The organism is Caballeronia sp. LjRoot31, assembly GCF_964253885.1.
Lineage (GTDB): Bacteria > Pseudomonadota > Gammaproteobacteria > Burkholderiales > Burkholderiaceae > Caballeronia.
Map to the genome: position 1 here is coordinate 117,360 of NZ_CAXURX020000001.1, position 12,551 is coordinate 129,910.

At 59.0% G+C, this 12,551-nt stretch carries 11 protein-coding genes; 5 read left to right on the plus strand and 6 right to left on the minus strand.

Annotated elements, in window-relative coordinates:
- Positions 1 to 81 precede the first annotated feature (81 nt).
- From ACSQ8V_RS00500 to ACSQ8V_RS00515, 4 genes are all read right to left on the minus strand, one after another.
- A complete protein-coding gene (locus ACSQ8V_RS00500; protein ID WP_436204586.1) occupies positions 82 to 489 on the minus strand; it encodes a hypothetical protein in 408 nt (135 codons plus the stop codon).
- Positions 490 to 1,580: 1,091 nt separating this feature from the next.
- Positions 1,581 to 2,306: a PepSY-associated TM helix domain-containing protein gene (locus ACSQ8V_RS00505; RefSeq protein ID WP_213764612.1), complete on the minus strand. Its 726-nt coding sequence runs from the start codon at positions 2,304 to 2,306 to the stop codon at positions 1,581 to 1,583.
- 262 nt (positions 2,307 to 2,568) lie between these two features.
- Complete coding sequence (locus ACSQ8V_RS00510) at positions 2,569 to 3,633, minus strand: serine/threonine protein kinase (protein WP_436204587.1); 1,065 nt, start codon at positions 3,631 to 3,633, stop codon at positions 2,569 to 2,571.
- A gap of 84 nt (positions 3,634 to 3,717) precedes the next feature.
- Positions 3,718 to 3,930, minus strand: a complete 213-nt coding sequence (locus ACSQ8V_RS00515) for a hypothetical protein (RefSeq protein WP_213764614.1) — start codon at positions 3,928 to 3,930, stop codon at positions 3,718 to 3,720.
- Between the two features lie 306 nt (positions 3,931 to 4,236).
- Here ACSQ8V_RS00515 and ACSQ8V_RS00520 point away from each other — a divergent pair, with 306 nt between their 5' ends.
- The 4 genes from ACSQ8V_RS00520 (at position 4,237) to ACSQ8V_RS00535 (ending at position 8,224) form a co-directional block, all read left to right on the plus strand.
- Positions 4,237 to 5,520, plus strand: a complete 1,284-nt coding sequence (locus ACSQ8V_RS00520) for an MFS transporter (protein ID WP_436204588.1) — start codon at positions 4,237 to 4,239, stop codon at positions 5,518 to 5,520.
- Positions 5,521 to 5,763: 243 nt separating this feature from the next.
- Positions 5,764 to 5,949, plus strand: a complete 186-nt coding sequence (locus ACSQ8V_RS00525) for a hypothetical protein (RefSeq protein WP_213764616.1) — start codon at positions 5,764 to 5,766, stop codon at positions 5,947 to 5,949.
- Positions 5,950 to 6,295: 346 nt separating this feature from the next.
- Positions 6,296 to 7,078, plus strand: a complete 783-nt coding sequence (locus ACSQ8V_RS00530) for a DUF1295 domain-containing protein (RefSeq protein ID WP_436206566.1) — start codon at positions 6,296 to 6,298, stop codon at positions 7,076 to 7,078.
- 51 nt (positions 7,079 to 7,129) lie between these two features.
- Positions 7,130 to 8,224, plus strand: coding sequence for an SAM-dependent methyltransferase (locus ACSQ8V_RS00535; RefSeq protein ID WP_436204589.1), 1,095 nt, complete (start codon positions 7,130 to 7,132; stop codon positions 8,222 to 8,224).
- A gap of 47 nt (positions 8,225 to 8,271) precedes the next feature.
- Here ACSQ8V_RS00535 and ACSQ8V_RS00540 read toward each other — a convergent pair whose 3' ends face one another.
- Both ACSQ8V_RS00540 and ACSQ8V_RS00545 read right to left on the minus strand, forming a co-directional pair.
- Positions 8,272 to 9,744, minus strand: coding sequence for an amidase (locus ACSQ8V_RS00540; protein ID WP_436180558.1), 1,473 nt, complete (start codon positions 9,742 to 9,744; stop codon positions 8,272 to 8,274).
- 77 nt (positions 9,745 to 9,821) lie between these two features.
- Entirely contained in the window at positions 9,822 to 10,517 is a 696-nt protein-coding gene (locus tag ACSQ8V_RS00545; RefSeq protein ID WP_213764619.1) for a dienelactone hydrolase family protein, read from the minus strand.
- A 695-nt stretch (positions 10,518 to 11,212) separates the two neighbouring features.
- Between ACSQ8V_RS00545 and ACSQ8V_RS00550 the strand changes: the two genes are divergently transcribed.
- Positions 11,213 to 12,358, plus strand: coding sequence for a branched-chain amino acid ABC transporter substrate-binding protein (locus tag ACSQ8V_RS00550; RefSeq protein ID WP_213764620.1), 1,146 nt, complete (start codon positions 11,213 to 11,215; stop codon positions 12,356 to 12,358).
- The last annotated feature ends 193 nt before the right edge of the window (positions 12,359 to 12,551 follow it).

Consider the following 12,551-nt stretch of genomic DNA (forward strand, 5'->3'; position numbering starts at 1 on the left):
TGTCGCGATGAGATACGTGATCGGTTTCTGCTGTTGCTCGCTCCTCCACATCGGGCTGATTAAACCGATCTGAAAATAGGTTTAGTAAATGAACCTGGCCGCGTCGAGAAGCGCGGACTCGCCAAGCTGCAAACCATGTCGGTCGCTGTGTAGATTCATGGCAATAAGTTGCATGAATTGCGTGCCATATTTCGGCTCGGCACTGGCGTAAGCCATTACTCTTCCAAGCGGTCCGTACTGGTCGTAGGCGATCTTCATGCCCCACGTTGCCTGGCCTACGCGCGGTCCGCCACGAACGCGCTTTTGATATGAATCGGTGTACTTACCAATATCGCGGAGTTTTCCGGCAGTTTCTGCGAGTTTGGATGTGCCGAAGTGTTTCGCGGATTGCGCCGCGAGTTGACCCACTGCGTTGAGGTGATCCGAGAGCGTCTGCCAGCCGCTTTCGTCCGGATTCGGCGTTGAGTGTGCGTGGAAAACTCGAGTCACGAGCGTCGCCTCTGAGATTATTAGTGGGCGTCGCGATCGATTGAAATCGAGCGGCTTAGGTTGCCGCTATGTCGCTGATCAGCCCGTATTCGAGGGAGCTTAATATCAGCGTCATCTTAAAATTCGGTTTGAAATGTAATAATTGTTGTGATTCGTGCGCTTGTGACGGAGCCACCTCTTTTCGATGCCAGCGTGGACCGACCTACAAAATCTCAATCCACGCGCCGGTGAAGGCGCGACGTACTGACGCAGCAAGTTGTAGATGGCAACTCCCTCGTTTCAATCCACGCGCCGTGATGGCGCGACTGTGCTGGATACGCCGGTCAAAAATCCGGCAGGCGTTTCAATCCACGCGCCCGTGAAGGCGCGACGTTACGCCCGGCGATGACTTCCTTTTCCCGGTTGTTTCAACCCACGCGCCCGTGAAGGCACGACTCTTTCACCGCCGCGCAGCTTCTCATCACTATAAAAGTTTCAATCCGCGCGCCGGTGAAGGCGCGACAAGAACATAGGTCTAGGCGCAGACCATGCGCGCAACGTTTCAATCCACGCGCCCATGAGAGCGCGACTCCATCCCATCTAACTCGTGGTTCTTACCCTGAAAGGGCGGTGCTTTCCGCACCCCAAAAAATGCAACAAAATCAACGCAACGCTACTTTCTGCGAACCTGCCCGCAAAACCCTGGTCGCTTACGGTTCGCGGACACCGACACAACGTTGCTGCCATGAACGTACGGGCGATTGCCACCATTCGCCGCGATATTAACTGACGACCTCGCGACTGTTCTAAGCAATAGGTAAAAAATCGTCGAGGACGAAAGCGGGAGTCGTTAGTTGTATAGAGCAATCATTCTCATTGCGCCGCTCATACGACTGCTCCATCGCCCGATTGGCATTACTCGACTTCTCACTTCTTTCGATCAATTCGCCAACCACTCCAAGCATTCGCGCGCCAAATCACCGCAGTCCATCACCGACATAGCGAAGCGGTCGAGGAGGAACTAAAAGAATCCGAATCCCCAAAACCCAAAAAACCCCGCGTTTTCGCGGGGTTCCACATTCAAGCACCAGCGCAATTGAGGACCGAAGCCCTCACATCAACCCCAGACAAACCATCGCGACAATCGACGCCATCACAATCACCGCGCCCACCGTCTTGCGTTTATTCAACTCGGTCCACAGCAACACACCCGTCAGCGACAGCAGAATAATGCTGCCGGCAAGCGTATCGATGAGCAGCACCCAGCCCACGCTCAACCCCACGCCTTTGTGCAGATTGCTCATGGTCGCGAGAAAACTGTTCTCGCTCTTCTTCACCGATACAAACCCGTTCCCCACCCAGTATTCCGCCGATACCGACCCGCCCGGCGACGCCACCGCCACCGTCCACAACTCCGGCTGCATGGTCTTCTGATCGCCCCAGCCAACCGGATGTGCCGCTTCACGTTTCGGCCGGCCGATATTGCCGTCGAGCTTGAGTTCCTGCTTGAGCCACTTGCCAAGTTCCATCGGCGACTTGAGGCCCTTCGCGGGCACGGCCATTTGCATTTGAGAAACTTGCGGTTCTCCGCTCGAAATCTTCAGCGGACCGGCGCGATGATTCAGCAGAAAACCCGTCGTCCCGAACAACAGCCCCAGCACGGCGCCCCACAAACCGACCCAGCCATGCACCTTGCGTAGCCATTTGATGAAGGTTGCGCGGCGCGAGCGTTGTTTCCGAGCGAACTGTTCGGCGTCGTCGATAAGGCGGCGGCCGTGCGGCGCGTACGGCATCGTGGTCACGTTGGACGCGGGTTCAAAAGTTTCAGGCGCGTTCACGCGTCTCTCCAGAGGGCATAGCGAATAAGGGGATGCTGCGGATGGATTTCTCACCAATACGGCCAACAAGGCGCCAACGAGCGACCAACAAGCGCATCGGCGGAGTCAAGCTTTCAAATGAGAATTGTTATCATTACACGGACGTTAAAAATCTTCAATAGTCCCATTAAGTCCCATTAAGTCCCATTACGCGGCCGGCGCAGGAGGGGCGCGCCGGCTGCGGTGAACAGCCATCGGCGAACGAACGATCGCCGAAAGCCCGTCAAACCGGCCAGAGCGGCCCTTCTTCCATCGCGCCGACCTGTTCGCGCAACTCAAGAATCCGGTCTTCCCAATACCGCTGGGTGTTGAACCACGGAAACGCGGCGGGAAACGCGGGATCGTTCCATCGACGTGCCAGCCACGCCGCGTAATGAATCAGCCGCAACGTGCGCAACGCTTCGACCAGATGCAGCTCGCGTGGCTCGAAATCGCAGAAATCCTCGTACCCGGCCAGCAAATCACCCAGCGCACGCGATGCCTCCGGGCGGTCGCCCGGCAGCAGCAACCACAAATCCTGGATAGCGGGCGCCATGCGGCTATCGTCGAAATCGACAAAATGCGGACCGGCATCAGTCCACAATACGTTGCTTGGATGACAATCCCCGTGCAACCGAATGCTTTTGACATCGCCGGCTCGCTCGTAGCATCGCTCGACACCTTCCAGCGCCATCTTCACCACGGTCTCATACGCTTCCCGTACGTCCTTCGGCACAAATCCGTGTGTCAGCAAAAACTCGCGCGGTTCGTATCCAAAGGTCTGGATATCAAGCGCTGGCCGTTCCACGTACGGCTTGATCTGCCCGACTGCGTGAATCCGGCCGATAAACCTCCCAAGCCATTCCAGCGTCTCCGGCCGGTCGATATCCGGCGCACGCCCGCCGCGCCGTTCAAAGATGGAGAACCGGAAACCCTCGAAGGTATGCAGCGACGCGCCATTCAGCACGCGTGCCGGTACCGCCGGAATCTCGCGCTCATAAAGCGTCGAAACGAAAGCGTGCTCTTCGAGAATGGCGTCGTCGGACCAGCGCAACGGCCGATAGAACTTCGCGACCATCGGTGGCCCGTCTTCCATGCCAACCTGATACACACGATTTTCGTAGCTGTTAAGCGCGAGCATGCCGCCGTCGGTGCGTTCGCCAAGCGGCACCAGGACGCTGTCGAGCGCATCGAGCACACGCTCGGGCGTGAGATCGGCGAAAGGCGGAGGCGGGAGATTAGCGTCGTCGCCGGAGAAAGACAGATTGTCTCCGGACGCGCGCGATGCATCGGAATGGTTCGAGTTCATCCCTGCATTGTGACGCGCATCGCGGGGGGAAGCATCAGCGATGCGCGGTTACGGCGAAACAACGTTCTGAAACGCGCTAATTCCTCAATGCATGAGCGCGTTGTTCGGACGAACGAGTTCGCCGGTATCGATCAGGTCTTCGAGGAAGAACGGTTCCGTGTTTAGCAGCTCCGACGTACCGGGTTCATCCGCGTACCAGGCGACCATGGCCATGTCGCCGAGAATCCGCATGACAATCCCGCGTGCGCCTTGTGGCACCGCAATATGGACGGAGCGAACGATTGAACCGATTTGCATGATGACTCCCCGAGGTGTGCCGGCAAAACAGTGCGCGTGCCGGCCGGTTCTGCATGAAGCACAGGCGCGTGAGGCCCTGTGCACGAAACTGAAGTGCCGCGCGTAAATTCCTCGAATGCCTGCAAATTGCAGTCGTGTTCCGATGATTTCGGCTGAAACGATGTTCTACTTTAGCGCATCAATTCGCGTGGGTCGAAAACTTGCATCGCGTGGAAACAACGTATTCGCATTCCAGCCGCTTTTCGAAAGTCGATTGAAAGCGCTCGGCGCGGTCTCCGGCAAAACCCTGACGATCACGGTATTGTTATGCCCTTCGCCACCGGAGATCCACTTGTGACTTCATCGCCGGCGCCGTCCCGGTCAGCTTCGCCCTCCTCGCTTTCCCCCGATCCCTTGCCCTATCTCGAACGTGGATCGCGTGCTTACTGGCACGCGGCGATTGCCTTGCTGTTTGCAGGCTACGCCACCTTCTCGCTGCTTTACTGTGTGCAGCCGCTCCTCCCTGAGTTCACCAAAACGTTCGGCGTGAGTCCGGCGGAAAGTGCGCTGTCGGTATCGGTGACGACGGCTTCACTCGCCGTGGCGATTTTCATCGCCGGCTTTGTTTCAGAGGGCTGGAGCCGGCACCGGTTGATGACGCTGTCGCTGACGGCTTCGTCGTTGCTGACGATCATCGTGGCGTTCTTGCCGAGCTGGCATGCGCTGTTGTTCGTGCGTGCGCTCGAAGGTCTCGCGCTCGGCGGCGTACCGGCCGTCGCCATGGCGTATCTCGCGGAGGAAGTGCATCCCGACGGCCTCGGCCTCGCGATGGGACTCTACGTCGGCGGCACGGCAATCGGCGGAATGGCCGGGCGAGTGATCAGCGGGATTCTCGCGGATTTTTTCTCGTGGCGCGTGGCTATCGGCGGAATCGGGGTGCTTGGGCTGCTCGCCACGCTGGCGTTTCGTGCGCTCCTGCCGCCGTCTCGACGTTTCGTGCCACGCGCCGGAATGGGATTTCGCCATCATCGGACGGCGCTGGCCGGGCATCTGAAAAACCGCGGCTTGCGTTGCGTGATCCTGATGGGCTTCGTGCTCATGGGCAGCTTCGTGACGCTTTATAACTACGTTGGGTATCGATTGATCGCGGCGCCGTTCAACCTGAGCCAGACGGAAATTGGCGCAATCTTCGTGGTGTATCTGACGGGCGTGGTGGCATCACCCTGGTCCGGAAAAATGGCCGATATATTTGGCCGTGGCCGCGTCCTGATCGCCGCGCTGCTGTTGATGATCTTTGGCGTGGCGCTGACATTGTCGAGTTCGCTGCCCGTGGTGATTGCCGGTATTGCATGCATGACGTTCGGGTTTTTCGCCGGTCATTCGGTCGCAAGCGGGTGGATCGGCTGGTTGGCGAAAGGCCCGAAAGGTCAGGCAGCCGCGCTCTATCTGCTCGCGTATTACATCGGCTCCAGCGTGCTGGGTTCATGGGGCGGCCACTTCTGGACTATCGCCGGCTGGCCGGGCGTAAGTGGCTTCGTATTCGTTCTCCTATTCATCGGTTTGGGCGGGGCGGAATATTTGCGCCGGCAAGAGCATCACATGAGCGCTTGATCGCTTAGACGCACGAACGGATGTAATGAAGGTTTTTTGTAAACATTGGCGTGTGAGGGTTTTTCCGCATCCGCTTAAAACATCTGGCCGGAAAGCCTCGCCCCATAAGGCGTTTCGTTGATCTTCGCCAACGTTTGCGGAAAGCGGCACAAATAAAGCCTAAACAACGGCCTATACTCAAATCGACAGTGCGACGTCTCACGCAGCCAGGTGGACGCTGAGCACGAACGATGGGAGACGAGTATGAACACCTACTTCACGATCGGCGACTTCATCCTGATTATCCCGATGGCGCTCGCTGGCATTCTTTTCCTCGGCGCTGTACCGTGCGCCACGCAATTCCGGAAAAACACACTGCGCGTATTTGGCGCGCTGCTCGGCGTGCTGCTTGCGTTTTTGCTGGTGGAAGGATTGCCGGCGCTGGTTTAGCAGTCCGATGGACCGATTTGCGCGGCGAGTAAAGTGGAGTCAAGGCTTCGGCTTTGAGTCTTTAACTTCCACGCTTGGTTGACCGGGAACAGGGCGTCGAAAGACGCACCGTTCCTGCGTTCCCTGCATTCCCGTTTCTCGCCGGGAATATCTTATGCTCGCGTTCGTTCTGAACGTCGACGCTTGCTTTGCTTCCACTTATCGCTTGGCTACCTTGTGTCGGCGCATCCGCCGGAGGATAACGTGCGTAAGTAGCCTATAAGTCGTAGTCCGAGTCTTAGTTGCAATCGCTCACCAGCCGATGCCACCGATATTCATTGAACAAAAAATCGACATCGAGGACTTCATGCCGCCGCTCACCGTTGCCGTTATCGTTTTTATCGCGCTTATCGTTGTTTTCACGGCGGTTTGGGCGTGGCAAATTAAATCGAAGAATGCCGGGATGGTCGATCCCATCTGGGCGATGTCGCTCGGCGTGGTCGCGGTGCTGATCGCAATACTCGCCGAGGGCGATCCGCCTACGCGGGTCGTAGTTGGAACTGGCGGCTTCGCCTGGGGCATTCGGCTTGGTCTGCATCTGTGGAAGCGCAATGCCGGTCACGCGGAAGATCCCCGCTATCACCGGTTCCGCGAGCAATGGGGCGCCGACGCGAACAAGAAAATGTTCTGGTTCTTCCAGATGCAAGTCATGATTTCGATGCTGCTGTCGCTCGCGTTTTTCGTACCGGCCTATCGCGCAACGCCGCCGGGCGCTGCCTGGGTCGCGTTGGCGGTGGTGATCTGGCTGATCTCGATTGCGGGCGAAGCGCTCGCCGACTATCAGTTGCGCGTGTTCAAAGCGGACCCGTCGAATCACGGTAACGTCTGCCGCGCGGGCTTGTGGCGTTATTCACGGCACCCGAACTACTTCTTCGAGTGCGTGCATTGGGTCGCGTACATCCCGCTCGCAATCGGCATTGGCGTGTGGATTTTCGCCATGCTGTTGCCGCCCGTGCTGATGGCGTGGCTGCTGATGAAAGTCTCGGGCGTACCCATGATTGAAGCGGAATCGGCTAAAAAGCGCGCGGGATACGCCGACTATATGCGTACCACCAGTGCATTGATTCCATGGCCGCCGCGTCATCCTTAAATAATAATAGCGGGGAGTTTCCACATGAGCGATCTGCCATCGCGAGCGGTTATGTCAGAACCACAAGAAAAACCACAAGAAGAAGTGCCGACGCAGAGCTGGCTGATTGACCGGTGCGAGCGCGGCCGGCTTCCGGATTCGCTCGTGCGCTTCGGGATGCGCCGGTTGATGAAACAGCGCCTGCGCGATGAAGGTATTGACGACGGCGAAGCGCGTTCGAAGCGCTTTAATCGCCTGGTCGATGAACTGCGGGCAAGCCCGATCGCGATCGAAACGCAAGCCGCGAACACGCAGCACTACGAGGTGCCGGCGGCGTTTTTCCAGGGGCATTTGGGCGAGCACCTGAAGTATTCGTGCTGCTTGTATCGGACGGGAACGGAAACGCTCGATCAGGCCGAGCGCGCCATGCTTGAGGAATACGCGGTCCGCGCGCAACTCACCGACGGCCAGCGCGTCCTCGATCTCGGTTGCGGCTGGGGTTCGCTCTCGTTGTGGCTGGCGGAAAATTATCCGCGCTCGCAGATCGTGGCGTTATCGAATTCGCGGGGGCAACGCGAGTTTATCGAGAGCGAGGCGGCTGCGCGCGGCATAACCAATCTGAGCGTGGTGACGGGGAATATCGTCGATTATCAATTCGATCCGGCGTTGCTCGGCAATGGCTTCGACCGCGTGTTGTCGATCGAGATGTTCGAGCATATGAAGAACTATCGGCTGTTGCTGAACAAGATCTCAGGCTGGATGGGCGAGGACGGCAAGCTTTTTGTGCATGTGTTCGCGCATCGCACGCTGGCGTATCACTTCGAGGTGAAGGACTGCAGCGACTGGATGTCGAAGTACTTTTTCACGGGCGGGACGATGCCATCGGAGGCGCTGCTGCTGCATTTCCAGGACGATCTCACCGTCGACCGTCAATGGTGGGTGAGCGGCGCGCATTATGAAAAGACGGCCAATCACTGGCTGGCGAATCTGGACGCGGCGCGCAGCGAATTGATGCCGCTGATGATCCAGACTTACGGCGCGGCGAACGCCGGCATCTGGTTTCAGCGCTGGCGCATGTTCTATATGGCGGTGGCCGAGTTGTTCGGGTATGCCGGCGGCAACGAATGGGGCGTCGCGCATTACCGCTTTTCCAAGCGCTCAGGCTAGGTTTTCGTGCGCTTGAGCTAACGCCAACCCGCCAATCCGCCAATCCTTCACCTCGCTGCCATCAACGCCGGGCGGCGGGCGAACCACGGCCTCGCGGCCTCTAGCTGGATTGCCAGCCGGAACAACGTGGCATCGTCGTTTATGCGCCCCGCGAACTGCACGCCGATCGGCATGCCGCGGGCGTTCCAGTAGAGCGGCACGGACATCGCCGGCTGACCGGTAAAGTTGAAAAGCTCCGTGCAACCGGCCCAGTCAAACGCCTTCTTCGCAGAAACCGACAACATCCGCCGCAACAACGTTTCAACCGGAAACGTCGAGAGCACCTGCATCTGGAAACGCTCGAATTGGGTCGGCTGCTTGGCGCCGATTCTGAACGGCGCGGCAGCGAGCGTGGGCGTCAACAACACGTCATATCGTGTCATCAACGCAGCCATCTGCGCCTTGAACTGACGCTGAGTTTCCAGCGCTGCAGGCAGATCGCGCTCGCCAATCCTCCGGCCGATATGCGCCATCGTCCATGACGCAATCTCGAAATCAGCGCGTTTGGGCTTCTGACCACTGATGCGATCGGCGTGCAGCACAATCTGTTCTGCCAGCACCGACCACATCACGAGGAACGCATGAGCGAGGGCGCCGAAGTCGAGCCCGAAAGACGCCGGCTCTACGTGGTGACCCAGTGATTCAGCAAGCCTGGCGGCATCGTCGAGAGCGGTTTTTACATCCGCCGATAACGCCCCCGCAAGCTGCGGCTCTTCCATATAGCCGATGCGCAACGGCCCGCACGGCTCGCGGACGGCCCGGAAGAAAGCGCCCGGTTGCCCGGACGACGTGAGATCGAGTAGCAGGGCGCTATCGCGGACACTGCGCGACACGGCATGATCCACCGCTAAATCGCCGGGTGCGGGCAGCGGTTGCGGCTGGACATCGTTGGATGGCTTGTAGCCGAACAGCCCGCAACACGACGCCGGGATGCGGATCGACCCGCCGCCATCCGCCGCGTGCGCGAGCGGGACGACGCCGCCCGCGACCGCCGCTGCGGCGCCTCCGCTGGAACCGCCGGTGGTGTAATCGAGTCCCCACGGGTTGCGCGCCGGGCCGAACAACTCGGGTTCGGTATACGGCATCTGGCCGATTTCAGGCGTGTTGGTCTTGCCGAAAATGTTGAGCCCGGCCTGCTTCGAGCGCGCGACGATCGGCGAATCTTCAGTGGGCGTGAAATGCTGGAAATGGCGGCAGCCCATGGACATCCGCAAACCCGCGACCGGCGCGCCCAGATCCTTGATGAGGTAGGGAACACCCGCGAGCGGACCTTGGCCCAAGGTGCCGGAACCGTCGCGTCCGCCACGGCTCGCGCGGTTGCGAGCCGCCTGATAGTCCTTCAGGACAATGGCGTTGAGCGCCGGATTGACGGCTTCGGCCCGCGTGATTGCCGTATCGATCAATTCCCGCGCGCTGACCTGGCCGCTGCGCACGAGCTCGGCCAGGCCGATCGCGTCGTAGTCGAGATACTTGGACTGCAAGGCTCCCCCTACTTGATGCGGTTGTATCCCGTCTTCTCAGGCGGCCAACCGTGCAGTCCGCGGCGTTGTGCGCCGAGTCAGGAATGCTCGCCGAGGAACGTCAGTGTGCGGCCGTGCGCCAGTGCCGACGCCGCTTGATTGTACGATGCGCGATCCGTGCAATTGAAGCCGTGATCGGCGCCCGGGTACACGTGGACCTGAGCGTCCTTGCCCGCGAAGCGCTGCTTGACCGAGTCGACGGCGGCAGACGGAATGTGGGCATCGAGCGCGCCGTAGTGGAATTGCATCGGCACCTTGATCTTGTCGGCCTCGTCGAGCTCGTTCTGGATGCCACCGCCGTAGTAGGCCACGGCGATATCGAACGCACCTTGTGCGGCGGACAAATACGCCAGCCGGCCGCCGAGGCAATAACCGACACCCGCGACCTTGCCCGTGACTTCCGGCAATGCGCGCAGCGCGGCGGCGGTGGCGGTGACATCGGCCACTGCATGCGCCACGTCGAGTTTGCCGTAGATTTCCATTGCTTTCTCGCGGTCCGCGCCGTCATAGCCGAGTTCCACACGCGGCTGGACGCGCCAGAAGATGTCCGGTGCGAGCGCGACGTAACCATCGGCCGCGTATTGATCGGCCACGGCGCGGATATGCGAGTTCACGCCGAATATTTCCTGGATGATGACGACGCCCGGGCCTTTGCCGCCTTTGGGCAACGAGAGATAGCCCTGGAAGGTGTCGCCGTTTGAAGGAATGTCGATCCAGCGGGATGTCACGGTCATGATGAAGCTCCTGGCTGATGCCTGAATGGGTGGGGCGAAATGATAAGCGACGATAGGGGCGGAACCGCAACCGAAGAGTGTGCCACCATTCCATGCGCCTTGCCGGCAAGGGCGCGGGCTGTAAAGCGGCTGTAGGAAATGCACGCGGCGGCGCGTTTTCAGAAGTGTTTCTGCAACTTTCCGCAGTCGTCATGGAGCCCGGCCTGAGGCTTTAAAGCGGCGACTAGTTAATAGCTAAACCGAGTACTAACCCCAGCGCTTATCTGAGTCCTTAACCGAGTTCTTAACTCGCGCAATTGACTTGAAACAAGCGGACCGGATAATAACGGCCCGGCTGGCTAAAACTAAAGCGTTGCCTCTGGAATGCCGCGAACGCGCACTTGGCGGAAAGTGCCAATCCGCTGAAGAACCGCATGAACAGGACCTTTCCGCACTGCACCAGCACACTTTCAATAGCTTCTCAACACCTCTCTTATTAGTAGTCACACCACTAGCTTAAAAAACTTCCCCAAATTAATTTGACAACCCTACACTTGCGCGCAGTGCGGATGCTGGTCGTCATAAACGGCCTGCGGAAGTACGAGCCAAGTGCATGACGATGCATCCGGCGTGGTCGTCCACGGGGCTGAGCGAAACGTGACGAGACGGAGCACAGGGCGACACCGTTGTTTTTGGGACCGAAACTGGAGACTTACATGAACACCAAGCTTCACAAACTGTTGCCTATCAGCGCTGCAGCGCTAATGTTCGCCTCGATGGCAACAACCGCTACGGCCGACGAGGTCGTCAAGATCGGTCACGTTGCACCGTTGACCGGCGGTATTGCCCACCTGGGCAAGGACAACGAAAACGGCGCGCGCCTCGCAGTTGAAGAAATCAATGCCAAGGGTCTGACGATCGGCGGCCAGAAGATCACGCTTCAACTCGACGCACAAGACGACGCGGCTGACCCGCGTACGGCTACTCAAGTGGCGCAGAAACTCGTCGACGATAAAGTCGTCGCCGTGGTTGGCCACCTGAATTCGGGCACCTCGATCCCGGCTTCGAAGATCTACAGCGATGCTGGCATCGTGCAGATTTCGCCGTCGGCAACGAACCCGGTGTACACGCAACAAGGCTTCAAGACGACGTATCGCGTTGTGGCAACCGACGCACAACAAGGTCCGGCACTGGCTAACTATGCGTCCAAGGACCTGAAGCTGAAGAGCGTCGCGATTGTCGACGACTCGACCGCTTACGGCCAAGGTCTCGCGAACGAGTTCGAAAAGACCGCCAAGTCGCTCGGCATGAACGTGATGTCGCACGATGCGACCAACGACAAGGCTGTCGACTTCCGCGCGATTTTGACGAAGATCAAGGGCGAAAATCCTGACGCGATCATGTACGGCGGCATGGACGCCACTGGCGGCCCGTTCGCCAAGCAAGCCAAGCAACTTGGCCTGCGCGCACGCGTTCTGGCGGGCGACGGTGTTTGTACCGACCAGTTGTCGACCCTTGCTGGCGATGCAACCGACAATATCGTCTGCTCGGAAGCCGGTATGGCGCTCGAAAAGATGGCGGGCGGCGCGGAATTCGCAGCCAAGTTCCAGAAGCGTTTTGGTCAGCCGATCCAGATCTACGCTCCGTTCACGTATGACGCGGTGTACATCATTGTCGATGCTATGAAGCGCGCCAACTCCACCGATCCGGCGAAGATTCTGGCAGCTATGCCGAATACGGATTACAAGGGTGTGATCGGCGAAACGACCTTCGACTCGAAGGGCGACCTGAAGCACGGCGTGATCTCGCTGTACGACTACAAGGCAGGCAAGAAGACGCTGCTGGACGTGGTCAAGATGTAATTGCCGCGGGCGGTCGGCGTCGTGATGTTTCGACGAAGACCGTCCTCGATGATTTGATTGTTGAAAAACGCGCTGATTTCGGTCGGCGCGTTTTTTTTGCGTGGCGATTTGGCTAATACTGGCCAATGCTTATCGAATGATTGGCGCTCGTGGCCGGTTCGCGTGTGCAATCCAGCGACTGCAGCACTGTCAG

What these genes read in the sequence shown, in the direction of transcription:
- ACSQ8V_RS00510 (WP_436204587.1), bottom strand. Translation starts at nt 3,633, where the DNA reads ATGAACTCGAACCATTCCGATGCATCGCGCGCGTCCGGAGACAATCTG.
- ACSQ8V_RS00515 (WP_213764614.1), bottom strand. Translation starts at nt 3,930, where the DNA reads ATGCAAATCGGTTCAATCGTTCGCTCCGTCCATATTGCGGTGCCACAA.
- ACSQ8V_RS00520 (WP_436204588.1), top strand. Translation starts at nt 4,237, where the DNA reads ATGCCCTTCGCCACCGGAGATCCACTTGTGACTTCATCGCCGGCGCCG.
- ACSQ8V_RS00525 (WP_213764616.1), top strand. Translation starts at nt 5,764, where the DNA reads ATGAACACCTACTTCACGATCGGCGACTTCATCCTGATTATCCCGATG.
- ACSQ8V_RS00530 (WP_436206566.1), top strand. Translation starts at nt 6,296, where the DNA reads ATGCCGCCGCTCACCGTTGCCGTTATCGTTTTTATCGCGCTTATCGTT.
- ACSQ8V_RS00535 (WP_436204589.1), top strand. Translation starts at nt 7,130, where the DNA reads ATGTCAGAACCACAAGAAAAACCACAAGAAGAAGTGCCGACGCAGAGC.
- ACSQ8V_RS00545 (WP_213764619.1), bottom strand. Translation starts at nt 10,517, where the DNA reads ATGACCGTGACATCCCGCTGGATCGACATTCCTTCAAACGGCGACACC.
- ACSQ8V_RS00550 (WP_213764620.1), top strand. Translation starts at nt 11,213, where the DNA reads ATGAACACCAAGCTTCACAAACTGTTGCCTATCAGCGCTGCAGCGCTA.